This is a genomic window from Saccharopolyspora hattusasensis, from assembly GCF_050972075.1.
Lineage (GTDB): Bacteria > Actinomycetota > Actinomycetes > Mycobacteriales > Pseudonocardiaceae > Saccharopolyspora > Saccharopolyspora hattusasensis.
Map to the genome: position 1 here is coordinate 2,057,255 of NZ_JBPCDC010000001.1, position 22,520 is coordinate 2,079,774.

The 22,520-nt window shown below is 65.1% G+C and carries 31 protein-coding genes; 21 read left to right on the forward strand and 10 right to left on the reverse strand.

From position 1 onward, the window contains the following. The first annotated feature begins 437 nt into the window (after positions 1 to 437). The 14 genes from ACRXBZ_RS08835 to ACRXBZ_RS08900 all read left to right on the forward strand — a co-directional run bounded on the left by ACRXBZ_RS08835 (position 438) and on the right by ACRXBZ_RS08900 (position 8,138). Complete coding sequence (locus ACRXBZ_RS08835) at positions 438 to 968, forward strand: hypothetical protein (protein WP_433878668.1); 531 nt, start codon at positions 438 to 440, stop codon at positions 966 to 968. Then, on the forward strand, positions 969 to 1,457 hold the full coding sequence (locus ACRXBZ_RS08840) for a hypothetical protein (RefSeq protein ID WP_433878669.1): 489 nt from the start codon (positions 969 to 971) through the stop codon (positions 1,455 to 1,457). It abuts the gene before it with no gap. Beyond that, complete coding sequence (locus tag ACRXBZ_RS08845) at positions 1,457 to 3,280, forward strand: putative T7SS-secreted protein (protein WP_433878670.1); 1,824 nt, start codon at positions 1,457 to 1,459, stop codon at positions 3,278 to 3,280. The genes ACRXBZ_RS08840 and ACRXBZ_RS08845 overlap by 1 nt, the downstream gene beginning before the upstream one ends. A gap of 9 nt (positions 3,281 to 3,289) precedes the next feature. Next, positions 3,290 to 3,538 carry a hypothetical protein gene (locus ACRXBZ_RS08850; protein WP_433878671.1) on the forward strand — a complete coding sequence of 83 codons (249 nt, stop codon included), beginning with the start codon at positions 3,290 to 3,292 and terminating at the stop codon, positions 3,536 to 3,538. A gap of 141 nt (positions 3,539 to 3,679) precedes the next feature. Then, positions 3,680 to 3,826 carry a hypothetical protein gene (locus tag ACRXBZ_RS08855; protein ID WP_433878672.1) on the forward strand — a complete coding sequence of 49 codons (147 nt, stop codon included), beginning with the start codon at positions 3,680 to 3,682 and terminating at the stop codon, positions 3,824 to 3,826. Between the two features lie 215 nt (positions 3,827 to 4,041). After that, complete coding sequence (locus ACRXBZ_RS08860) at positions 4,042 to 4,251, forward strand: hypothetical protein (RefSeq protein WP_433878673.1); 210 nt, start codon at positions 4,042 to 4,044, stop codon at positions 4,249 to 4,251. Beyond that, on the forward strand, positions 4,248 to 4,379 hold the full coding sequence (locus ACRXBZ_RS08865) for a hypothetical protein (RefSeq protein WP_433878674.1): 132 nt from the start codon (positions 4,248 to 4,250) through the stop codon (positions 4,377 to 4,379). The genes ACRXBZ_RS08860 and ACRXBZ_RS08865 overlap by 4 nt, the downstream gene beginning before the upstream one ends. Beyond that, a complete protein-coding gene (locus tag ACRXBZ_RS08870; RefSeq protein ID WP_433878675.1) occupies positions 4,376 to 4,888 on the forward strand; it encodes a hypothetical protein in 513 nt (170 codons plus the stop codon). Before ACRXBZ_RS08865 ends, ACRXBZ_RS08870 begins: the two co-directional genes overlap by 4 nt. A 5-nt stretch (positions 4,889 to 4,893) precedes the next feature. Then, positions 4,894 to 5,211: an RNA polymerase-binding protein RbpA gene (locus tag ACRXBZ_RS08875; protein ID WP_433883830.1), complete on the forward strand. Its 318-nt coding sequence runs from the start codon at positions 4,894 to 4,896 to the stop codon at positions 5,209 to 5,211. A 181-nt stretch (positions 5,212 to 5,392) separates the two neighbouring features. Beyond that, on the forward strand, positions 5,393 to 5,959 hold the full coding sequence (locus ACRXBZ_RS08880) for a hypothetical protein (protein ID WP_433878676.1): 567 nt from the start codon (positions 5,393 to 5,395) through the stop codon (positions 5,957 to 5,959). Then, a complete protein-coding gene (locus tag ACRXBZ_RS08885; protein ID WP_433878677.1) occupies positions 5,949 to 6,272 on the forward strand; it encodes a hypothetical protein in 324 nt (107 codons plus the stop codon). The genes ACRXBZ_RS08880 and ACRXBZ_RS08885 overlap by 11 nt, the downstream gene beginning before the upstream one ends. A gap of 156 nt (positions 6,273 to 6,428) precedes the next feature. Further along, positions 6,429 to 7,103, forward strand: coding sequence for a Crp/Fnr family transcriptional regulator (locus tag ACRXBZ_RS08890; RefSeq protein WP_433878678.1), 675 nt, complete (start codon positions 6,429 to 6,431; stop codon positions 7,101 to 7,103). Positions 7,104 to 7,110: 7 nt separating this feature from the next. Beyond that, positions 7,111 to 7,776: a helix-turn-helix transcriptional regulator gene (locus ACRXBZ_RS08895; protein ID WP_433878679.1), complete on the forward strand. Its 666-nt coding sequence runs from the start codon at positions 7,111 to 7,113 to the stop codon at positions 7,774 to 7,776. Positions 7,777 to 7,952: 176 nt separating this feature from the next. Further along, entirely contained in the window at positions 7,953 to 8,138 is a 186-nt protein-coding gene (locus ACRXBZ_RS08900) for a hypothetical protein (RefSeq protein WP_433878680.1), read from the forward strand. 1,175 nt (positions 8,139 to 9,313) lie between these two features. Here the strand turns inward: ACRXBZ_RS08900 and ACRXBZ_RS08905 are convergent. Continuing rightward, on the reverse strand, positions 9,314 to 9,931 hold the full coding sequence (locus ACRXBZ_RS08905) for a hypothetical protein (protein WP_433878681.1): 618 nt from the start codon (positions 9,929 to 9,931) through the stop codon (positions 9,314 to 9,316). A gap of 244 nt (positions 9,932 to 10,175) precedes the next feature. On the opposite strand from ACRXBZ_RS08905, the gene ACRXBZ_RS08910 reads away from it, so the two are divergent. From ACRXBZ_RS08910 to ACRXBZ_RS08920, 3 genes are read left to right on the forward strand one after another with little or no spacing between them, the layout of a single operon-like run. Beyond that, on the forward strand, positions 10,176 to 11,063 hold the full coding sequence (locus ACRXBZ_RS08910) for a helix-turn-helix domain-containing protein (protein WP_433878682.1): 888 nt from the start codon (positions 10,176 to 10,178) through the stop codon (positions 11,061 to 11,063). Beyond that, entirely contained in the window at positions 11,060 to 11,443 is a 384-nt protein-coding gene (locus ACRXBZ_RS08915; protein WP_433878683.1) for a DUF397 domain-containing protein, read from the forward strand. The genes ACRXBZ_RS08910 and ACRXBZ_RS08915 overlap by 4 nt, the downstream gene beginning before the upstream one ends. Positions 11,444 to 11,466: 23 nt before the next feature. Further along, positions 11,467 to 11,976, forward strand: coding sequence for a P-loop nucleotide/nucleoside kinase family protein (locus ACRXBZ_RS08920; RefSeq protein ID WP_433878684.1), 510 nt, complete (start codon positions 11,467 to 11,469; stop codon positions 11,974 to 11,976). A gap of 12 nt (positions 11,977 to 11,988) precedes the next feature. Here the strand turns inward: ACRXBZ_RS08920 and ACRXBZ_RS08925 are convergent, their stop codons facing one another. Next, positions 11,989 to 12,309 carry an NUDIX domain-containing protein gene (locus ACRXBZ_RS08925; protein ID WP_433878685.1) on the reverse strand — a complete coding sequence of 107 codons (321 nt, stop codon included), beginning with the start codon at positions 12,307 to 12,309 and terminating at the stop codon, positions 11,989 to 11,991. Between the two features lie 92 nt (positions 12,310 to 12,401). Between ACRXBZ_RS08925 and ACRXBZ_RS08930 the strand changes: the two genes are divergently transcribed. Further along, the gene (locus ACRXBZ_RS08930; RefSeq protein WP_433878686.1) at positions 12,402 to 12,530 is read left to right on the forward strand and encodes a hypothetical protein; all 129 of its coding nucleotides are present in this window, start codon (positions 12,402 to 12,404) and stop codon (positions 12,528 to 12,530) included. Here the strand turns inward: ACRXBZ_RS08930 and ACRXBZ_RS08935 are convergent. From ACRXBZ_RS08935 to ACRXBZ_RS08965, 7 genes are all read right to left on the reverse strand, one after another. Then, positions 12,512 to 13,378 carry a glycosyltransferase family protein gene (locus ACRXBZ_RS08935; RefSeq protein WP_433878687.1) on the reverse strand — a complete coding sequence of 289 codons (867 nt, stop codon included), beginning with the start codon at positions 13,376 to 13,378 and terminating at the stop codon, positions 12,512 to 12,514. The two genes, ACRXBZ_RS08930 and ACRXBZ_RS08935, sit on opposite strands and share 19 nt — an antisense overlap. Then, on the reverse strand, positions 13,375 to 14,619 hold the full coding sequence (locus tag ACRXBZ_RS08940) for a glycosyltransferase family protein (protein ID WP_433878688.1): 1,245 nt from the start codon (positions 14,617 to 14,619) through the stop codon (positions 13,375 to 13,377). The genes ACRXBZ_RS08935 and ACRXBZ_RS08940 overlap by 4 nt, the downstream gene beginning before the upstream one ends. Then, positions 14,616 to 15,332 carry a hypothetical protein gene (locus ACRXBZ_RS08945; protein WP_433878689.1) on the reverse strand — a complete coding sequence of 239 codons (717 nt, stop codon included), beginning with the start codon at positions 15,330 to 15,332 and terminating at the stop codon, positions 14,616 to 14,618. Before ACRXBZ_RS08945 ends, ACRXBZ_RS08940 begins: the two co-directional genes overlap by 4 nt. Beyond that, entirely contained in the window at positions 15,329 to 16,489 is a 1,161-nt protein-coding gene (locus ACRXBZ_RS08950) for a glycosyltransferase family protein (RefSeq protein ID WP_433878690.1), read from the reverse strand. The genes ACRXBZ_RS08945 and ACRXBZ_RS08950 overlap by 4 nt, the downstream gene beginning before the upstream one ends. A 296-nt stretch (positions 16,490 to 16,785) precedes the next feature. Next, positions 16,786 to 17,106, reverse strand: a complete 321-nt coding sequence (locus ACRXBZ_RS08955; RefSeq protein WP_433878691.1) for a mycothiol-dependent nitroreductase Rv2466c family protein — start codon at positions 17,104 to 17,106, stop codon at positions 16,786 to 16,788. A 140-nt stretch (positions 17,107 to 17,246) separates the two neighbouring features. Beyond that, entirely contained in the window at positions 17,247 to 17,864 is a 618-nt protein-coding gene (locus ACRXBZ_RS08960; protein ID WP_433878692.1) for a 3'-5' exonuclease, read from the reverse strand. Positions 17,865 to 18,021: 157 nt separating this feature from the next. Further along, complete coding sequence (locus ACRXBZ_RS08965; protein ID WP_433878693.1) at positions 18,022 to 18,723, reverse strand: DegT/DnrJ/EryC1/StrS family aminotransferase; 702 nt, start codon at positions 18,721 to 18,723, stop codon at positions 18,022 to 18,024. Here ACRXBZ_RS08965 and ACRXBZ_RS08970 point away from each other — a divergent pair. The 3 genes from ACRXBZ_RS08970 (at position 18,619) to ACRXBZ_RS08980 (ending at position 21,367) form a co-directional block, all read left to right on the forward strand. Next, positions 18,619 to 19,398: an ATP-binding cassette domain-containing protein gene (locus ACRXBZ_RS08970; protein ID WP_433878694.1), complete on the forward strand. Its 780-nt coding sequence runs from the start codon at positions 18,619 to 18,621 to the stop codon at positions 19,396 to 19,398. The genes ACRXBZ_RS08965 and ACRXBZ_RS08970 overlap by 105 nt on opposite strands. 143 nt (positions 19,399 to 19,541) lie before the next feature. Beyond that, entirely contained in the window at positions 19,542 to 20,672 is a 1,131-nt protein-coding gene (locus tag ACRXBZ_RS08975) for a DUF7224 domain-containing protein (protein WP_433878695.1), read from the forward strand. Next, positions 20,669 to 21,367, forward strand: coding sequence for a hypothetical protein (locus tag ACRXBZ_RS08980; RefSeq protein WP_433878696.1), 699 nt, complete (start codon positions 20,669 to 20,671; stop codon positions 21,365 to 21,367). Before ACRXBZ_RS08975 ends, ACRXBZ_RS08980 begins: the two co-directional genes overlap by 4 nt. A gap of 151 nt (positions 21,368 to 21,518) precedes the next feature. Here the strand turns inward: ACRXBZ_RS08980 and ACRXBZ_RS08985 are convergent, their stop codons facing one another. Next, positions 21,519 to 22,352: a hypothetical protein gene (locus tag ACRXBZ_RS08985; protein WP_433878697.1), complete on the reverse strand. Its 834-nt coding sequence runs from the start codon at positions 22,350 to 22,352 to the stop codon at positions 21,519 to 21,521. Between the last annotated feature and the right edge of the window lie 168 nt (positions 22,353 to 22,520).

A 22,520-nucleotide genomic window follows, 5' to 3' on the forward strand; every position in this document is an offset into this window, starting at 1 on the left:
CTCGCCCGCACGAAAACCAGCCTAGTCATCGACCGCTTTGCTTTCCGCTGTGGATCGCAGCCAGCCACTGTGCTCGCCGGCGGGCTAGCCGCTGCTGGGCCTGTTGCGGCTGCGCCGACCCCATCGCACCCATGTCGCCGTCCGGACCCTGCCGGCGAAAGCGTAGAACGAGCAACCACCCAAAGTCATTTACGGACTACGCACGGCAAGCAATGGCCAAGCAGCGGCCAATACCGCAGACCTAGCCGCCAGGCTTAAATCGACACCACTGGCGACCGTGCCAGCGCACCCGCCCAGTGAGCCGGAAAGCTCGGTGAGGACGGGAAGGACACCAGAAGTCGCAGCAACGGATTCACTCACTGCTGGCGTGGCGCTGCGCATTCGCACGGGGAACCCCGAAAACACAATGGTCACGACACCTGAGGCGCGCCACTCGAATGATCAGCAACTCCGTTTCCCAGGCCACTGCTTGCGGCTCGCAGGCTCGACCACCGTCCGCGGCCCCTGACAGCGTGTCGATCATGCGGGAGGCGTTGCGGTTCCGGCGGACCGTGCAGCGTCCGGAGGATTTGGTGGCGACGTTCCGCAGTTCCGGGGTGTACGTGGAGTGCGTGTCTGATCCGCCGGCCGTGCCGGTGGTGCATGTGGACGGGATTCCGTGGCTGCCGGTGTTCTCCGACCTGCGTTTCTTCGCCGAGTACCGGCGGCAGCGCGGCGAGGGCGACTGGGCGGCCGAGTATCTGGTGCTCACGGGCGCGCGGTTGCTGGACGGCTACCTGCCTGGCATGCCGCAGGGTACGAGCGTGTTGCTGGATCCGCTCCAGGAGCACGTCGTGGCGCTTCCGGCGCTGCGCGGGATCCTTCCGGACTCGATCGCAGTGGACCGCGACCAACCAGGTGATCGCCCGGTGGCCGCGCAATCGCCGTACGGGGCACCTGTCAAGCGTGCTTGGGGAGGGACGCTGTAAGTGGGAAACGATGGATTCCGCGTCGATCTAGGGGCGCTGCAGCAAGCGTCGCAGGGCGTCAATGACGCCATCGCCGCGTTGGAGGATGAGCTTCCGTGGCCCGTGAAGAAGTTGGGCAACGACGGCCAGGGTGTTGCGATGATGACGCTCAACGCCGAGGAGTCCGGGTCGGCACTGGTGGCCGAGGCGCTCAGGATGTTCTGCGGGAAGTGGAACTATGGCGTGAAGTTCCTGGTCGAGGAGGGTGCTGCCGCGGCAGCCGCGCTGACTGACACGCGCACCGAGTACGAGAAGATGGAACAGGGCGTGATCGACGCGTTCAAGAAGATCATGGGTGCCGGGTTCGACAATCCGACCGCGGATCTCAATGCCGCCCCGCAGAAGTCGTTGGCGCAGTTCGGCGTGGACATTGCACCGGAAGGACTGACGCAGCAAGGCGTCTCGCAGGCGTTCAACCAGCGTGGGTGGAACACCAGGGTGGAGAGCTGATGGCGCCGGACCCTAGGGAAGAGGTTCCGGGTGAGCTGGCCGCCATCGACGAAACGCTGACCACCATGACGAAGCTGGGCACCGCGTTCGAGAACGCCGCGCAGGGCTTCCAGAAGATCAATACCACCGGCTGGGAAGGCGCGACCGCCGACGCGTTCCAGGACTACTTCCGGCAGGAACCGCCCAAGTGGATCCGCGCGGCCGACGCCTTCACGGCAGCGGCGGCTGGGCTGCGGGATTATGTGGGTGTTCTGGAGTGGGCCCAGCGCCAAGCCGTGCAGGCCTGCGCGGAGATCGCGGACGCGGAGCGGCGGATTGAGGTGGCGCGGGCGCAGTTCGAGAGTTCTGGTGCCACCGTGCCGTTTCAGGACCCCGGGGCAGCGGCACGAGAGACGGCACAGGCGAAACTGGGCGCGACGAAGGAGCAGGTCGAGCAGGCAGCGCGGGAGGCCGCCCGTGTCTTGCTCGAGGCGGCCGAAGACGCGCCGCCACAACCAGGACCACTGACGCTGCTGAGCAGCGGCGTCGAGGACATCTTCCAGAATGTCGCCGAGGGCTGCGGCGAGTTCTGGAAGAGCAGCTTCGATGGCGCACTCGGCCTGATCCAGCAGGCCCGCGTGCTCAACCCCTTCGACCCGTACAACATCACCCACCCCCAGCAGTACGGGGAGAACCTCAGCAACCTGGCAGCCGGCACCATCGCCGCGGGCAAGACTTTCATCAGCGACCCGATCGGCACCGGCAAAGCCATCATCGACGCGGGAATCGATGGCTTCACCAAAGACCCTTTCGGCACAGTCGGCCGACTGGCCCCCGACGTGGCAGCAGGGCTCGCCACCGGAGGTAGCAGCACCGCAGGGTCCCTCGGCCGCCGAGTCCTCACCGAGGTGACCGACTACGTCAAAGGAAAAGGAGATCACCCCGCATCCTCGCCCCACGGCTGGAACATTCCACCGCACAACCCACCCAACCCACCTGGGCCGAGGCCAGAAAGTGCGCCGCCGCCCCACCCACTGAGCCACGTGCCGGGGCCACCGCACCCCGCTACGCCAGAGCAGCGCAGTCCGTCCCACGGTTGGGATGGCTCATCCCAACCGCACACCCCAGCCGTGCCCGGACACCCGCATCCCTCTCCCGCGCACTCTGACGCGCGGATCGACGCCGACGAGGCGTTGAAGTATGACTTCCGCCAGGTCTCCGCCGGAGCCGAACACGGCCTGCCCGGAAGTGGGGACGACTGGCGCCCCGACCCCGGCACTGACGGTCCTTCACCTGGGCACCCCGAGGACCATGACGGACTGACCGACGAACACCGCGCTGCCGCCGAGGTAGCGCGCAAGATCTGGCCAGATGTGGCAACCCTCTCGGATCATGAGATCACGGCACTGTCCGACTATCGAGATACCGGATACAAGCCAGTCAACACCGCGCTACGCACCGATGACATCGATGCTCTCGCCCCAGCTCACCAAGATATGATCAAGCACCTGGACAGCGCGCTGGAACAGATCCCGCACCACACCGGTGATCCGGTGTACCGCGGCATCACCGTCAATCCCGACGATCTTGATGAGCTCCTGGCCCGGTACACGCCGGGTGAACTCGTCACAGAAAACGCCTACACCAGCACCTCGAAAGAGGCCCCGTTCAAGGGCAATGTCGAGTTCATCATCGACTCTGTGCGGGGACGAGACATCTCGGCCATGAATCTCGACGAGGCGGAAGTCCTGTTCGAACGCGGTACCGACTTCCTCGTGACGGACCGCTATTTCGACCCGCACCAAGGCACGTGGAAAATCTTCCTCACCGACCCACCCGAATAGGAGGACCTCATGAACCATGATGATCTGGTCGCCAAGTACAGCACCCCGCGTGAATCTCTGCCAGCCGAGACTCGGCAGAAAGTCGACGACGCCTACCGGACGCTCCGGGAAAAACAAGAGCGTGGCGAAGTCATGCCGGAATCGATCGCCGACCGGCAGGACTTCCCGATCGGCGTCCCCTCACCCACCTCGACCCAACCGGAGCCCCATGACCACGCACACCAGCCACACACCCACGGGCGCCATGGTCATGGTTAGTCAGCGACCTCCAGGTCAGCACATACTCGGTCGGCCTGATGTAGCCGGAATTCATCAACTTACCGAATTGGCGTTGGTACAAGCAGGCATTGGAGCGTGTGAGCCGCGCCGCCTCCACATCCCGCTCAGCGAATGGAAGCAATGGAAATCGTGGAACCACCCGTAGAGCCGATTCGCTACCCCGAGATGCGGTCAGAGGTCGTCGACGCGGTCAAGTCCCTGTCCGACCCGGACTACCAGAGGTGCGGATTCTTCACGGTCTCGGTCATCGATGATCCTCCGCGGTGATTCTTGCACCATCCGCGCGCACCCCGCGCACACCCCTCACGCAACAACGCACACCCCGCACACACTCTTGCGACGGGCGACGGCTTCAGCACCGATCGCCTGAGTAGGCAGCCACCCGCGTCGCTCTTCCGCGACGCGGGGAGATCCCCGAACGCGGCCGGGATGCCGGTTTCCCCGTCCCTGGCATCCCGGCCGTTTCCCAAGGAAAGGAAAGCATGTTGAACGAGCTGAGAGCCGTGACGTGCCGTGATCGCACTGGCCAGGATCGTGACGTCGTGGTCGGGCATACCCCGTCGACCGTGTGGCTACGTGTGGCAGGTGAAGAGCGGCTGCTGGACACCACTCAAGCTGAGGCGTTGTACGTCGCGATTGGCATCCAGATCGCTGCCGTTCAGAGCGCACGGCGCAAGGCGGTGGGGGCGTGAACGATCTGGCGTTCGCCCTGCTGGTCGTGGTGGGCCTTGCCGGAGCTTTGGGAGCGGGTTTGTGGTGGTTGATCACCGGCCCGGCTGAAACGGAAACCCAGCATCTGTTTGCGGAGGGAAAAGAATGAACCGCCTGCTAAAGTCCCTGCCTCGGTCGTTCTCCGAGAAGGCAGCCGAGATCGAGGCAGTGGAGTGGGTGGCGAGCCCGAGCGAGTCCGTGGTGCACTGCCGCCTCCCCGGGGCTGGTGACCTGGCGTGCGGCCACAAACTGGCCGATGAACTGGAGACCTGCACCGGGTATCTCCCCGCGGCCCGCTGGCCGCGCTACCAGCCGCATCTAGCGTGTTTGGCCAGCGCTCCGACATGGGTCGATGATCTTGTCGAACCGCGCGCTCTACGTCCGTACGCGGAGGAATCGGTGTCGGGGCGGCACGCCATCGAGACGGTGTCGACGCTGCGGATACCGAACCTCGTGCGGCACATCAAGGCACTTGAACTCTCGATGACCGGGCCGCCAACCAGGACCGGCACAGAGAACGTCCCCGGCAGCAGCTATCTGCCGGGGACGTGCCGAGAGTCTAGCGGTACGTCGGTCGTGGAGTGCACCACGCTGCACGAACTGGGGGAGGTCGCGTGACGGCTGTGACTGGGAATCGTGGCTACCACGCCAGTCTTTCCAGACCTGGCGATCAGGGTGCGGCCCCATGCCGGACGGTCCAGTACTCCTGTCCCCAGAGCCACGAGTTCGCGGTGCCGTTCTCCGGCGACGCTGACGTGCCGCCGACCTGGGAGTGTCGCATGCACGGCACCGCGTCGAAGCGCATCGACGGCAGCGAACCGGAGCAGAAGAAGGCCAAGCCACCGCGCACTCACTGGGACATGCTCTTGGAGCGGCGCACCATCCCGGAACTTGATGAGCTGCTCAACCAGCGGTTGGCCGCGCTGCGGGAGAAGAAATGAAGAAGACAAGTGACACGCCGGCCGGTGTCTTGTGGATACCGATCGTCGGCCTCGGAATTGTTCCCATGGCATATCCCCTGGGTATGCCATCGGGTGAGCTGGATGCTGCCGAAAGACTTCGGCGAGAATGTGAATATAGCATTGTGACCCCGTAGGGTCGTCCAAATCTCGGTCCGCTCTGGTGTCGTCATACGGCGGGATCGCGGATCGTGACTGGCTGCTGGCACAACGGTGTGCCAGCAGCCAGGTTCAAAACCCGAGAATGTCTGGAGAAAGATCCATCAAATCAACGCCTGAGGCGACCAGCCCTCCGCTGAGTGTGCGGGCTGTCAAATGGATTTGGGTGGCATGCGCGCTGGTCTCGATATCTTCTGGGATCGTCTGCCTTGTACTGGACCCAAGTTTTCACGTCGTGAAAATACTTGCGATCGATTGTGTAGCAAATTCTATCGTCTTGCCGTCGGCATTCGCATTGATGCGCCGGGAACACTCGGCGATCGTCATCGTTGCGGCCTTTTCTGGGTATAACGTCTGCCGTAGTCTCCTTATTTCCGATACCGTATTTAGGGAACCCAGCTACAGTACGGTCGTCGCGCTCGCGCTTAACGTTTTGGGGATGTTCGCGCTGGTTCTTTTACTTATGCCGCAGGCGCAAGAATTTTTCTTGGCTTCTCGCGATGATGGCGAACTTGTGCCGGGCAGCAGCAAACAAGAAGAAGAATTGAAGAGTGAAGTAGTTGGCGCCTGAAGCTGCGGCATTTACTGACATCATGACCGGCGCGGGGATAGATACGACACAGCGTCCCCGCACCGACAAAATCAATTCCAATTTCAGGAAAATGGCAATGCAAATCGGACTCTTCACTGCTCCCCAGCACACATGGCTCGGAGGGCTTTTCCTCGCGGCCGACGTCATCGTGCGCATCGGCACCGTGGTCACGCACCGCATTAGCGGTCTCGGCGCGCGACAGCCCCGCGACGCCACCAACGCCCGCAACCAGATCACCCAGCCCCAGTGGCTTTTCAGCGAGCGTGCGCCTGGGTCTACGGCATCACGATGATCTCGGTGGTCTTGGACTGGTCGCACACAGCCATAGGCGTCGTGGTCGGGGTGAGCTACATTCTCGCCGATCTTGGCGCGTTGCCCTTGCTGATGTACATGGTTCCCAGCACCCCACCACAGATCGCGACACCACTGGCTCACCGCAGGAACGGTGATGGACGAGACACTGGCCCGGGCCGGCATCTTCCAGGGCGTTGAGCCGGCCGCGGCAGAGGCACTGGCCCAGTCGCTGGAACCCGTGGAGTTCCCGCGGGGACACGTGATCTTCGCCGAGGGCGAGGCGGGCGACCGGCTCTACATCATTGCCTCCGGCAAGGTGAAGATCGGACGCAAGTCACCCGACGGCCGCGAGAACCTGCTGGCGATCATGGGCCCGTCGGACATGTTCGGCGAGCTGTCCATCTTCGACCCGGGGCCGCGCACCTCGACGGCGACCACGGTCACCGAGGTCCGCGCGCAGAGCATGGACCGCTCAGCCCTCCAGGTATGGATCGGTAAGCGTCAGGAGATCGCCGAGCAGCTGCTGCGAGTCGTCGCGTGCAGGCTGCGCCGGACCAACGGCATGCTGTCCGACCAGATTCTCACCGACGTGCCGGGCCGCGTTGCCAAGGCGTTGCTGCAGCTCTCGCAGCGCTTCGGCAGCCAGGAGGCAGGACTGCTGCGAGTCACCCACGACCTGACGCAGAAAGAGATCGCGCAGTACGTCGGCGCCTCGCGGGAGTCCGTGAACAAGTCGCTGGCGGACTTCGCGCGCCGCGGTTGGCTGCGGCTCGAGGGCAAGAGCGTGCTCATCCTCGACCCCGAGCGGTTGGCCCGCCGCGCCCGCTGATCAGCAGATGCAGCGATCCACTACAGGAACGACAACATCAGAACAAATGACCGGAATGCATATCCACAAACGCCCCTCATGGAAACCGGATGAATGGGGTCCGAACCAGCTTTCTCGTCTGACTCCAGCAGGACGCCGTGTTGCCCTGAGTCTTCTTCGTGACTACAGCATCGACGAGGTCGCAAGAGAAACAAATTTAAGCGCGTGCGCAGTCAAGGCCCATCTTTACCGCCTCCGTCGCAATCTTAGGACAAAAGACCGCGCCCACCTCGTCGCGGCACTGTACGAGACTGGCTTCGTGTTCCCCGGTTGGATGCATCAACATGTCGATGTAAGGCACATGTGCGCAGTTTTCGACGCCCCCTTCAACTTAATTGACACTCCTTTCAATCCGGGTCAGGTAAAACTTTTGCATGATTGGCAAGTAAGAACGATCAAACTTGTCGCCACGGGGCTGACAAACCGGGCAATCGCAAAACTCGAATACATTGAAGAGGATAGTGTCAAATCGCGCCTGAAAAGCATCAAGGGCAAGCTGAATTTCAAGAATCGACATTATTTTGCCGTGTTCGCCTACGAATCCGGGTTGGAGCAGGTCGAGCTGACGCTGACTCGGTCATCAAATCGACCTGAACCAGCAGGCAGGGGGAAAACATTGCCTATTCCAAAATGAGCCAATCGATGAGGAGCTACTTTTATTCTTAATCGCTACCGAGGCGCCTGCCTGCTTCGCGTGGATCGTAGAAACGACCGCTAGGGCGGGCGCTGCCCCTTCGATTTCAGTAGTTGATGAAGCGCCAGCGCGGAGCGCAGTGCTCCGCGCTGGCTCTCTAACCGAAAACAGGTCGCATGCTTGAGAAAGCCATCGGAGCCGTGATCTTCGTAGTGGTTCTGTGCGTGGGCATACTCGCCCTGGTCGCGCAGGTGCGGATGAACATGGGGGAGTTCTACTCCTTCGCGCGAGCATTCTCCGCCACCACCTACGACGCGGCACAGCTCATCGCTCCTATCGGGGCGCTTTTACAAAAGCGCTGAGGTGCGGATCCCGCATCACTGGCGCACGCCTGTGAGGGTCGAGTCGTCTCGTCGCGCCGGGTCCTGTCGGCGAGACGGTTCCCCGCCTGATGGCCGCTTGATGTCGGTACCCCCCGGGGTCCGACATCACGCGGCACCCGGCCGGCGCGGGCGAGCCGGTGCGATCACCAAGGCCGAGATCCCGTATCTCCCTGCCGCGTTCACAGCCCAAGGCCATCCGGTCGGTGCCCCGTCGTGGTCGGTTACGTCATTGGCGGCCGCAACGACCAGGCCAGCGTGCCGCCTTCTTCTTACTTGGGTACCCGGCCAACACTGCGAAGAGAAAGCGAACGGACGAACTGATGGGAATGAGACTGAGAGGGACGTTACCCGCGTTGAAAATCGTTCCGCTGGTCGCCGGGCTGTACGGGGCCTCGGCCTGCATGCCCGCGCAACCGTCCCTACCGGCCGTGCCGCCACTGCCACCACCGTCAAGGAGTGCGCCGGCTCCGCCGGTCACGCCACCACAGCCGCGCGAGTATGACTTCCGATCGATCTGCGTCGACCCTCGGAGCGAGAAACGCTTGGACGACTCCGACTGTGACACTGCACCCGCGCAATACACCGGCAGCACACCGGTGTCGGGTATGCACCCGTCACCGCAGGGATTCTGGTATTACTACCGCGCCAACGGCCAGACCGCACCGAAGGTCGGAGACCGGATCACTGGCGGAGGCACCTTCACGACACCGGTCGCGGCTCCTGGCGAACCGGCCCCGGTGATCGGTCGAAAGGGCAGCATCCCGGTCTCCGGTGGCCCCGTGCAACGCGGAGGGTTCGGCATCAATACCAATCCCGGCACGACCTCCGGAACATAGCCACCAGAAAGCGGTCCGCCCGGCGACCGCTGCGGCAGCACCCGGAGACCCGACCTCGCCGTCGACGTGAGCCGCTCAGCGTGGCATTTGTGCACCGATAAGGCCCGATGGAGAAACGCCTCGCCCGCGGACATCAGCTGCTGGAAGCCGGACGGGATCCGCGCCGACATGGCTGGCTGGAGCTGCCGAACCTGATCTGGGCCACGCGCCACGGGCTGGTGGACAGCCGGACACTGAACGAGAACCTTCCCCTGCACCCCAACTCCCTCGGAACTTCGCGAGTTCGCCCAGAGCACCGGCGTCTGGCCTGGCATTGGGTTAATGGGCTGCCTGCACCAGATGCTGTTCCCCCGGGAGATCGATCTCCAGCCGTTCCGGGTCCTGCTTCTGCTCGGGATGACCGACTGCACTTCCGAGGAGCTGCACGCTCTGCAGGTGCCCGACCTGGGGTTCAGCGCCGAAGGCGTACGCATCGTCCAGGCCAAGCAACGCACTGAACGCATCCGCGCCGACTTTTCGCCTGGCCGACACCACCGACAGGATGCCCGAGGCGCACGGCGACAAGTCGTATCCGGGACGCGGAGTGTGGGATGTCCCCGGACTGCTGCGGCGCCTGGTAGAAGTCAACGCACTCACTCGCGAGGTGTTCGACTGCGAACCATGGCTGTTCACCGCAGTAGAGTCCCGGAAAAGGGTGCGCATGGACGCCGCGCTCGCCACGTTCCAGGACCCCGGGCGGCGCTTCACCCACTGGCTCGACAGATCGCGCTCGGGCTGCAGCTCAAGCACGCCGCTCGGCGGGCTTTGGCGAATCGCACCACACTCGCCTTGCCGGGAGAGGCCCAGCGTGACGAAATGATCGCCGACTTGCGCAGAAATACGGGAGGCCAGCACCAGGGCGACCGAACTGCAGGGCAAGCTTGATGCGCTGGCCACGGTGACCGCGAACCTCTACTACGAGAATGTCGAGCTGAAGAAGAAATCGTCTGCCAAGGCAGAGCGCCGGATCGCCGCCCTGCCTGCGTCGGGCCCCTGGCTGGAGTAACTACTCGGACGCCGAGCTACGCCGGCGATCCTCTCGCAACACGGCGGGGCGTGAACAATGACGCGTGTCGTGCGGTAACGTCCCGTGCGCAGGGTAATGAACTGTTCAGATGCGCCCGGTGTTCGGAGAGTGCTGGTGATCAGTCCGTATGTGCGGCGGCAGCGGTTGGCCGCGGAGTTGTACGAGTTGCGGGATGCCGCCGGGCTGACGCACGCGCAGTTGGCGAAACGGATCGATCAGTCGCGGACGAAGATCACGCGGCTGGAGAACGGGCACACGATCCGTGACGGTCAAGCGGTGGTCATGAAGATCCTCGACGAGCTGGGCGTCAGCGAGGACCGGTGGACCGAGATCATGGCGGTGGCTCGCGACGCCGCCGAGCGCGGCTGGTGGTCCGGGTACGGCAAAGCGATGGGCACCCGGCAGGCGCTGTACGCGGACCTGGAAGCGGGCGCGGCCACGATCCGCGAGTTCCAGCCCTTCATCCCCGGCCTGCTACAGACCGCAGAGTTCGCGTACCAACGGCAGGTCGCGGGTTCTGCGCTGGGATCGGTGACGTTCTCGTCGGAGCGCGCGGTCGAGGCCCGGCAGACCCGCCAACGGATGCTGCGCCGTCCGGATGGGCCCTCGTACGAGGTGGTCCTCGACGAGGTTGCGCTGCGCCGCTTGCCCGCGCCCCCGGACGTGATGGTTCCGCAGGTCGAACATCTCATCGCGGCGGCGTCCGAGGAGAAGGTGACGGTGCGGGTGCTGCCGGTGGACGCGACCATCGACGACTACGCGATCCCGCGTGCCGCGTTCTCCCTCTACACCTACCCCGATCCGGGCGATCCGCGGGTCGCGGCGGTCGACACGGTGACCATCGATCTCGTGCTGACCTCCCTGGGCGACCAGGAACAACTCGACCGCTACAGCAACCTCTACGACCGGCTTCACCACGCAGCCCTCGACCCCGAGGCAAGCAAGGACTTCCTGACCCGGATCGCCGCCGATTTGGGCAGCAAGCAAGGAGCAACAGCATGATCCAGCCTCACACACGGACCCTGATCTGGCTGACGTCCCGTTATTCCAACGACGCGGACAACTGCGTGCAGTGGGCACGAGTCGCCGACGGTGTCCTCGTCGGCGACTCGAAACGCCCAGATGGTCCCACTGTGCTTCTCACGCTGGATGAATGGCGGTCCTTCCTCGGCCGTGTCCGCAGCGACGATGCCGTGGACACGGGCCCGTTGCGGACCATCACCGGCGAGGTCCTCGTCGATGGCCGGACCGGGCCGGTCTGGGCTGTCTGGCACCTATGGCACCCGAGAAGCGGAGTGACTTTACGGTTCACCGCAGGCGAACGCGACGCGTTCCTGCGCGAAGTCCGTGACCACGGCTACGAACGCACGCTCGCGGCGTAAGACGATGATGTGAGGACCCCGTGATGACCGATCCTTCCTCCTCTGCCCCGACGGCGTATTTGCTGGTCGGGCTTCCCGGTTCGGGGAAGTCGACCTACGCGCGGCGGCTCGAAGACCAGGGCGTGATCCGGCTGAGCGTGGATGAGGTGCTCGCGCAGCGGCATGGCCGCTACGGCATCGACTACCCGCACCCGCGCCACGGAGAGCTGCAGGCCCCGATCCTGGCCGAGCTGACCGACCGCATGGTGACGTTGCTGCGTGAAGGCAGGTCTGTCGCGTTCGATCACGGATTGTGGACGCGAGCGAACCGGGATGCCTACAAGAAGCTCGTCCACGACGCGGGAGCGTCGTGGACGCTGCTGTACTTCGCGGCGCCGAAGGACGTTCTGCTCGCCCGGCTCTCCCAGCGCAACACCGAGGCCGACGACAACGCCGAGGTGTTGAACATCAGTCCGGGCGCGCTCGATGACTTCTATTCCAGGTTCGAGGAGCCCACCGCGGACGAGGCTGCGGAGATCGTGCCGCAGATCTGACGTGGCACCGCTCTACGCGAGCGTCGGGCCCGATGTGGATGTAGGCCAGCCGAACCGGGTGCCGTGCGGTAGGCCTCGATCCCGGCAGCCGGGTACGGGACCATGTCGCGGGGCAGGGCACGCGAACCAACCGAGTGACCAGCCCTTGTCCGGTTCGCGGTTGGTCGGCTCTCCGATCCACTGCCGTGCGGTGAACAACAGGCCGATGCGTGAATCCGGGCCGGAACCGGCGACGTGCACGGTGTGCACGTGGTCGAGATCGGCCGGGTCGATGAGCACGCCGACTTCTTCGGCGGCCTCGCGTGCCGCCGCGTGCAGGACGTCCTCGCCCACGTCGAGTTTCCCGACGGCGCGTGCCAGAACCTGTCGAAATCGCCACCTCGGCGCTGACTCAGCAGCAGCTCGCCGTCGCGGACGAGTAGCACGTGGACATCGACGAACGGGTAAGCCGGGACAGCACCGGAACCTCTTTCATGTGGGTGGGCAGCGGATCTGATGTGCTCGCCGACGCCAAGGCGGCGAAGGCCTCGGCGAGTCACCCTGTTTCGGAGTGACTGTGCGGTGGGCTCCACCCTTGGACGACGTCCAGCACCCGAGCACGCCACCAGCTCGGCAGCCGGTCGAGGGTCACGGGTGTGAAACCGACAGTGTCTCCGGTGACATCCACGCGGCCGAGATGGGCGTCAAGGTGATCGAGCAGGCGCTGCGCCTCGGTCCGGACCGCTGGGGTCGTCTCTCGCCAGGTGCCGGTGGTGAAGTGGCGGACCCGCGTGCGGAGTTCGGCCTCGACGCCATGGCGCCATTTGAAGTGGTGGACCGGGATCGTGGAGCCGGCGGGCGGGCGATACCCGGGCGCGCGGTGGTTACCGGAGGCGACAGGGACGCTGGGGTGGGTGAGCACGATCTTGCGTGGGTCGCCGCGCAGTAGGTGGTGGGTGAGCAGCCCGCCGAGCGGATAGGTCTGATCGAGCCCGACCTCCGGCGACCATCGTGGAAAGCCGCCGTCGGCGGCGAGACGGTCCAGCAGAATCCCGCCGAGAACGCCGTTTCCGGCTTCGACGGTAGCGATCGACATCGACAGCCCGCCGGGGTGGTGCTGGAATTCGTCGGCGTCGGCCAGCAAGTGCCAGCCGTAGGGCGCATGCGCACGGAGCCGGTCGCGTAGGTCGCTGTTGAGCTGCTCGTGCCACGGGCCGTCGGCCAGCACCAGCGGTCCTTTCCCGCAGTGTTCGCGTAGCACCGTCACCAGTTCCGCGCGCCGATCCTTGCTGGTCTCGTCGGGGGCGTGCAGGGCGATCGCGAAGTCGTCGGCCCCGAGCCCCCGGTAGTGTTCGCACCACGCGGTCAGCAGCGCGGGTTCGACGGGGCCGATGACGGCGATCATCGTGACCGGGCCTTTCATCGCGCACCGTCCTGTGTGGTCAGACTGCCGAGCAGAAGGGTGTAGTAGTCCAGTGTCTCGTCCGGGGTGGCCAGTCCCAGCAGCGCTGGAGTGGCCGGGCCTGGGCGAGGCGGTCGTGCCGTGACCGCGGCCGTGATCGCGCGGGCAAGATCGGTCGGATCGTCGGCGGGAAACACGTGCAGCCACGGCGGGATACCGAGCCGTGTCAGGCGGCCGGTGAGGTCGGGGTCGTGGTCGGAGACCGCGAGTGGGACGCCGTAGCGCAGGGCATCGCAGACCAGCCCGGATTCGGTGACCACACCCGGACGGCGGGCGACGAGCAGGAGATCGGTCACCGCGTAGATCTTCCGCAGCGCGATCTCGTCGAAGGCTTGGTGCCGGACGTGCAGCCTCGGCCCCAGCATCGTTTTCCAGCGTGCCAATCGGTTCTCCTCGAGCGGGCTTCCGGCGACCAGAACCACCGGAGCACTGGAAAGCTCACGCAAGGCGTGCTCGATGATGTCGAGGTCCTTGTGCGGCCACCAGCCGCCGACCAACGTCACCACAGTCTGTTGATCGTCGAGCCCCAGCGCGTGGCGGGCTTCGGTGCGTTCGTCGTCGGTGAGGCGGTCCCGATGCTCGTGGAGAGCGAAGGGCCGCACGACCACCGGTAGGCCGGGGTGTTCGGCGGCGAGTTTCGCGCGGATGCCGTGCGTGGGGCACAGCGTGACGACACGGTCGGCGTGCCGGCGTGTGGCGCGGGCGAGCAGGCGGAGCGGGCGGTCGGCGGTCGTGATGACGTCGTGCACGATCCGCACATGCGGCCCGCCCAGCAGCGCTGCCAGACCAGGGAGTCCTTCGCTGGCGGTCAACACCACCGGCACCGCCCCGGGCTCGCGGTGCGCTACGCGGACGGCGGCGGCTTCGGCCAGTGCGCGGGCGAGCAGGGTCAGTTGGTGCGGGAACCGCCGGTGTCCCGGAAATCGTCGCGCGGCCGCGCCGGCGGGCGTGATCAGCCGGGCGAGACGCCAGAGCGCCCGAGCGCCCCGTGCCCGAACCGGTGGAGCGGTCAGCACCGTCGCGCCCGTCTGGACCAAGGCGTCGCGGGCGGTGGCGTCGACCCCGTCGAGCGTGAGCACCGTGACCGCACGGTCCTGGACTCCAGCGGCACGGGTCAAGGCGCATGCGGCGCGATACCAATGCCCGCCCATGCTGGTTGCGTCACGCTCGATCAGCACCAGCGGCGCGTTCTCGCCGGTCATGAGGCGGCTTCTGTAGTGGCGTGCAGGCGGGTGAAGCGGGCGTCGAGCCAATGCGGATCGTTGATCTGTGCCCATTCCGCCGCATCGTCACCGGTCTCACGGGCGAACGCGATCCCGTCGGCGGCGCCCTGCCGAGCCCATCGACCGTAGGGGCCGCGGCCGATCTCGGTCCATGCCTGTAGCCACTCGGCCGCCTGGTCGGTGGTGATGCGGCCGTAGTCGCAGCCGTGGGTGAGCATCGCACATTCGCGGAATCCCGCCCGCCAAGCATGCCGGGGGCTGGCGTCAAACGCGGTGTCGCCCGCGATCTCCCTACTGAACTCCGGGGCGCCGGGCAGATCGGCCAGCACGTCGGCCGCGCCCCCAGCCAGCGGCAAGGCCCGAAACGCGCTGCGGCGGCAGAGTTTCAAACCTCCGTAGCCATACACCAGGTTGTTGACGGGGTTACGGGTCCGCCACACTCGCATCGGCGCCCGCACGCCCAGCGGCGACACCGAATCGGGGACGAAAGCCGGGTCGATGGCAAGGTCGGCGTCGGCCAGGAAGAACTCTTCCGTGGTAGCCCTCTCCCCGCACGTGCGGTAGGCCCGCCGCATTCCCCGGACCCCGTGCACGCGGATCACGTGACCGAAGACCGTGGCCAGGCGCTGGTGATGTTCGTCGGCGCGGGGTTCGTCGTAGGACAGCAGCACGCACACACGCTCGGTGTTCATACGAGCACCTCCAGCATCCGCGACGCCGTCGCCTTCGGGGTGAGGACATCGGTGAACTCCCGCGCCGCCGTGCTGTGGCGGATCCAGAACTCGGTGTCGTTACTCAACCGGCGCGCGATGTCGACGGCCTCGCCGACGTCGTCGAACAGCAGCTCAGGGTCGACGGCCTCGGCCAGCCAGCCCAGACGCGGCGCGATGACCGGCACACCCATCGCTTGGCAATCGATGACCGACATCGACCAGATCACCCCGGGCCGGAACGGAGCGAGCGCGAAACGCGCGTCGGCCAGCATCGAGCGGTAGCGGTCGCGGTCGCCGCCGTCGCTGACCACCTCGACACCGTCCACACCAGACAGTTCCCGTCGGTAGCGCTCCGGGCTGGAATCCAGGGTCGTGCGTCCGCGCCGGCGGGCGCCGAACAAGTCCAGGACCCGGATCCGCGCGGCGTTCTCGATGGTCAGACGGCGGGCGAGGTCGACAAACCGGCCCGTTCCGTAGTGCGCGTAGAGCCGGTGGTTGTACACGGCAACCGGCTCACCGGCGGGCGGTGTAAGGACACCGTCGCGGACCACGCGCGGGTCGCGGGCCGGCATCACGACCCGCAGCCGGTCACCGAGATCGACGCCGAGCTGCGCCGCCGCGCCGAGAATCCACTCAAACGAGGTCCGCGAGTGCACCAGCACCCGGTCACAGGCACGGAGTCCGGACAGGAAATACAGGGCCACCGACATACCCAGACCAGCGTCACCGAGCGACGGATCGAGCACGATCTCCCCCGCCGCGTCCAAGTGAAACGGCACATAGTGGCAGTACCCGGCCAGCACATGATCGGCGCAGCCGGTCTCCAACATCGCCGCCCGCACCCCGGGTGCCGTCTCGACCTGGTTGGCGAACACCACCTCCGGCCGTGTCTGCCGCAGCAGCCTGACGACCTCGTCGATATCCAGCGCGAACCGCGCCCGGTACTTCGTCGACGGCACCCCGGTCCGAAACGACCGCACCCGCGCATCCGGCAGCTCGGCTGGGCAGCCGATCGACACCTCCACACCGGCATCCACCAGTGCGGGCAACAGCACCGACGCGAAGATCCACCCCGAATCCGACGACAGCCGATCCGGATTCGACACGTTGAGCAAATACAGCAACGACCCTGGCATTGACCCCACACCTCTCCAAGAAATGAACAGTTCAGTGATCAGAACAGTCGGAAGTGTTGCGCTGTTCGGGAGACGAGGCAAGGGTCGACGACCTCAGCGCGCCCGACGACACCCGAATGGACGTGTCGGAGCCCCCGTACTGTTGGCCGGCTCACGTCGGGCGAGAGGTAACGACACAGCGGTCAGCCGGTCGCCATCTCCCCGCCTCGGCCAACAGAGGGCTGCGATAGCCAACGACTCCGCGGCCTCTGACCAGCTCGGCCACTGAAACAGGCATCTGCACCCGGCCGCGATGGTCACGAAATTGAGTCCTTGTTGAGCTGATCGAACTTCGTGCTCGTCGCCGCAGCCAGCGAATCAGGCAGGTCCGCCTCCGCGAGAGCTTCGGTCATCACGGTGAGATCGTCGCGACGTCGTCGGTTGTGAAGCCGGGTGCCAATGGCGGTGTACAGCGGCCCGAGGACGCCGCGGCCACCGTACTCAGCGGCTGCCGCGCAGACCCGCACCGGACCCCAAGACTTGACCATCAACTCCTGGTAGTCCTCGCTGAGACCCTTGCCTTCGCGCTGAACGAGGTTCAGGTAGGCCAGCGACATGATCCACCAATCGGCGCGCACCGGTCGAACCTGTCATGTCCAGGGGCACAGCGGATCGAACCAGAACGGGACCTCGTCGCGGTCGGGTTGTTGCTTGATCATCGACATGAGCACCGTCCTATCTCAGACCGCTTTTGCCTGTGCCCTCCCCTACTGAGAGGCTAGATCTCGAACAGTCCACTTTGGACGGGGATGTTGCATTTGGCCGTGCGTCCGGCGATTGTGACCAGGGCCGCGAGATCGCTGGGCTGCGCGTTCTCGTCCGCGGTGTTGACGAGCCGGAGGAATACCTGCGCGGTGACGTCGACGTCAGCGTAGGCCCTGTGGCGATCCGCCGGATGCTGGATGGAGAAATGCGCCAGCAACGTGTCGAGTTTGTAGTTCGGCAGACCGGGGACGAGGTGCTTGGCAAACGGGATCGTGTCAAGGAAGTCCACGCGGGCTAGCGCGGGGCAGTGCTCGCGCTGGTTGTGAATGATGTTTGCCTCGGTGGCGGCGTGTTGAGCCACCAGCAGGTACCGGTTGTCAGCCGTGAATCGCCGGTCCAGTGCGCCCAGCGCCTCGGCCGGGGTGGGGGCTTGCCTCAACTGCTCAGGTGTCAGGCCGGTTTGGGCCGTGCTGGCCGGCGTCACCGGGGCGAACGCGGGCGGCCGGATGAGGGACGAACTTCTGCCGACCGCCGTCCACACGCCTTCCTGGTAGCGAAGTGCGAGAGCGGCGACCTCGATAGGCTGGGCCGCGTGGCCCGCAGGGGTCGTCGTCTCGAAGTCGATGACCACGAAAGTCGTCGCCAGGAAAGCGGGGTCTTCTGTCAAACCGCCCATCTATCCACCGTTCTTTGTTGATGCCATGGCGTTACCGGCCCGCGCCCGCCACATCGACGAGAGCATTCCGGTTTCCAGCCGACGTGGTGTGCCGTCACGACGTGGTGTGCCGTTACTGACTGATGAGTCGGGTAACGGCCTGCGTGGCGGCTGGCAGGTCCGGTGCGTTCCAGAGGCGCTCGCCCGTCCAGGTTTCACTCAGGGACCGGTACAGGTCCGACATCACCGGCAGGAACTCGGGAGGCAGTGGAGCCGGCTGCGGCCACCTGCTCCAGGGCAGGCCCTCGGCGATCAGCTTGCTGACCGGCACCTCGAGCCCATTGTCCACGTACCAGTTCCGGAGAACCTGCTTGCCGCAGTGCACTCCGTTGAACAACAGGCGGCTTTCGTCAGGTGTACCGGGACTGTCGGCAAGCACGATGCCCGCATCCCTGGACACCAGGAACTCGACCTTGCCGTCTTTCATGCTAAAGCAGCCGACTGCGCCGACGGTGCCTGCCGGTTGCCCGTCGCGGGCGGTACCGACGGCCTGTGCGGCATCCTCGACGATGGCCAGCCCATGCTCGGATGCGAACGCCGCCAGCCCACAGCGACACCAGCCCCAGCTCCTCGCAGAATTAGGCAGCAAGGTCCACGGCGCGATAGGGTACCCGGGCTGAGAGTAACGCCGGTCCACGCTTGCAGTGGCGTGGGACGGCACGCTCCGGTTATGAAGCTCATCGGTTTCCTCCTGACTGATTGTGAAAAATACGTCGTGAGTGTTGTTCGCGTCGACAAGGTGAGTCATTCGTACGGGTCTCACGCGGCTTTGCATCAGGTATGCCTGCGTCTTCCTGTTGGCGCGACGGCATTACTCGGGCCCAACGGCGCCGGCAAAAGCACATTGCTGGGGCTGCTGTCTTCAGCGCTGCGCCTTCAACGAGGCTCGATCGATGTTGATGGGCTGACCCCAGGACGAGATTCGAGGCGCTACCGAGAAGCGATGGGTTTTCTTCCGCAGCAGTTTTCAGTACCTCATCATTTGACGTGCGCGGAGTTTCTCGAACTGTCCGCGTGGTGGCGAAAAGTCGCCGAGCGGAACCGCAAGGACGTGGTTCGGCACGCGTTGCGCGCGGTAGAGCTGGAAAAGCGCGCCGCTACCAAGATCGGTAAGTTGTCCGGTGGGATGGTGCGCCGTTTGGGGATCGCCCAGGCGCTGGTGAACGCACCTAAGGTTCTGTTGCTCGATGAACCGACAGTTGGGTTGGACCCACGCCAACGTGCTGGTCTGCGGGACGTGATCGTTGACCTGGCGCGGAGTCAGACGATTCTGGTCAGCACGCACCTCACCGAAGACGTGGCCGCGGTGGCCGATCGCGTCGCTGTGCTGGACCAAGGCCGCGTGGTGTTCGACGGGGATCTTGCAGAGATGGCGGGAAAGCCCGCACCCACCGCGTCAGACCTGGATCGAGCCTATGACGATTTGGTCGGGGACGGTGAAGCGGTGTGAGTCTCGCGGGGATCGTCGTGCGACGCAGCACTGCCCTACCGGCCGCTCCGCTGATCGTCGCTTTCGGCTGGTTCGCTGGAAAACAGCTCGAAGAGCTGTGGGCGGTCGACTGGGCATTGGGCTCGGGACAGGTCAACAGATCGTTGTTGTGGCCGGTCGCGCTGGTAGCAGCCGTCGCGGCCTGGGACACCTCTCGAATGCGTCGTCTGGACGCCGACATGCTGGAGCGCACGTATCCGCGGTCCGGGATCGCGTACTTCGTGTTGAGCGGTGTGCCGGCGTTGGTCGTCGGGATGTTGTCTTCGGTGGCGGTGTTGCTCGCCGTGGCGACGTCGATGCGCGGCGGTGGGCAACCATTGTGGCTGTACCTGCTGGTCGCCGAGCTGATGTTCGTCGCGGCCGTGGCGATCGGTGTTGCCGGCGGCTACGTTCTGCCCCGGTATCTTGCCGCACCGGCGGTGGGTATCGGGCTCTGGCTTCTCCTGGCCTATGGCTCGATCAGCGACAACACCGTCATTCGCCGGCTGGTAGTGAGCGACATCGAGTGCTGTGATGTCTCGCAGGACACGGTGGTGACCACGCTTGCTGGACAAGGCTTATGGCTAGTGGGCGTTACGGTCATCTGTGCCGCGATCGTGAGCTGGCGTCGTCCGAGGGAAGCGTGGCGGTTCATCGGACTGGCCGCTGTGGTGATCTTTTCTGGGCTCGGACTGCTGGACCGTAGCAACTTCCAGTTGCTGACCATGCGGCAACCAAGCGACGCGGTGTGCCAGGACGACGCTGGCGTGCGGGTGTGTATGTGGCCTGAGCACCGTGACCAGCTTCCTCGGTGGTCGGCCCTCGCACAGCAGTACCGTGCGATGTTCGCTGATCTCGGTCCACAACCGGTGTCGTTCGCTGAAATTGGCACGGACTGGTCCGCGGCCGCAATGCCGATTGGTGTGATCCGCCCTGGCCAGTCTGACCAGGATCTGCTTCAGTCTCTTGGCCTTTCAACGCTGCAGTACCCGCCGGAGTGCGCACGTGTGGAATCCGGCCAATCAGCTGTGATGAGCTACGGCCCCTATCCCGGCATGGAAGGCCGTGACCTGGTGGCGGCATGGATGAATCACCGGATCCGTCCGGAACTGCCTCCCAGCTTGCTCGGAGCGCCGGAGCGCGCAAGCGAAATCGAACGACTGTTGGCAGCACCCGAACCGGTCCAACTCGACTGGGCGCGGCAGGCAATTCGCGCCAACAGCGACTGTGTTACTCCCGCACCGGAGCTGCCGTGAGCATCCTTGGCCTGATGCTGCGAGCCACGCACTGGCCCCTGTTCGCCGTGGGATGCCTGTGTTTGGCGTTGGTGAACGCGGTTCTTGGCGCGGAACAGTTGCCGGTGCCGGTACCCAACGTCGGACCCATCGAGATCGTGAACCAAGTGTGCCACTCCCCCATCCCGAGGGTTACGGTGACAGTTACGGTCGTGATCGTGGGCAACAATTGGACAGCAGAACGCGTACAGGCCGCGAAGGCGGCATACCAGCAGGCATGTCAACGGCGTCAGGAGCACATCAGACAGGTCGCCGACGAGTTCTCTGCGCCAACCGAATGGTCCGACAGAGCCGAGCTGCGGAAGCTCGAACAGGACCTGCTGCGAACTCGTCAGGAGTGGTTGGCGCTGGCTCCCGCTGAACCTACCGAGTGGTGGCCCGGGGGATATCGGCTGCGCCGTAGCACCGGCACGATCCACCGCAGAGACGGCGCTGGCGGCCTAGGTGTGTGGCCGACCCGCGATGCTGCCGAGGACTACGTTCGCGCCCAGATCGCCGCCCACGCCGCGGAGGTGGGCTTCTCTGATCGGCTACCGGCGATGTGGGATGTCGAGATCGAGTGGTGCGCAGTCCGTGATGATCCCGAATGGTTCCAGGGTCGCCTGGAAGCTCCCGTGGTTGCCCTGGACGCCGCTTTCTGGGGCGCCCAGGATTGAGCAGAGCTGTCCGGTCAAGCAGAAAACAGCTAGGGTTTGCCTCTGTAAGGAGTGCCTGGTCGGCACGGTGTCATTCGGAATCGGCCGGCCCGGCAGTCCGCCGACATCGGCGATGCTCACGCAGACGAGCCCCCAGCTCGGGAACGCGCGTTTACACGCAGCTGTCCCTGGGCCAGGGACAGACGAGGTCGGTGGACAGCTCGAATCGGACCTTGTTGTACGGGTCGCCGAACTTCCGGACACACACCGTCTTGGGAAGCTTCCCGTCAGAGCTCTGGAACACAGCCTCAGTGATCGCGGCCGGCACTGCTGACCACGGCGCCCTACCCGACTCGCCGGCAGCGCGGGCGACGTGGACACGCATCCCGGAATCGGCGAAACGCATCACGCACTGATCCGGGAGAAGGACTGCGCTCGTCGCAGGACCGGACTTCGGCTGTGTGCGTGTATCAGTGGACAGCCATTCGTCGGCTTCATCGAAGCTCCAGTCTGGCCTGTTCCGGACGCGGATATCAGCGCACGCGAGGTGGCGTTTCCACGTCTTCCGTGTGGCGTTGGAAGCATGCTGCGGTAGCTCGTAGTCGAGGTTGACAACCAGGAATCCTCGCTCCAGATACCGGCTGTCATGCACGGCGGCAGTGGACACGCTCACCACGGTGGCTGCGCTGGGTTCGGTGGCAGTCGGAGCCCGCCACAGGACGGAGTCGAAGGTCGCGCCGTGCTTGAACAGGCTCCAGTCCCAGGACCAGCCCTCCTGAGGTTCAGCCACCTGCGGGACAGTCTGTTCGGGCGCGGGGTCGAACGCGGCCAGCGAGATCCGCACGTCTCCCGCATCCAGGACAGCGATGCTGGGGCTCTTACGGCACAGCTCTGTCCGATTCACTACCGGAATATTCGGGTCCGCTGCCGAGATCAGCGCCGCGGCAACAGTGGATGCCGTGGGGCCGCCTCGCCACCGCACCTCCACAACACCGTTGTCCGGCACTTGGTACTCGACCGGTAACGAAGACAGAGGGCCACCGCGCTGCAGGGTCGATGACAGCCACCCAATGACATCACGACGATCAGCCCGCACCACCATGCAGTCACCGTACGGCACCGCCGCCCGGGAGGAGCAGTCCTTGGGCTCGGATCGCGATCCCGAAACCGGGAA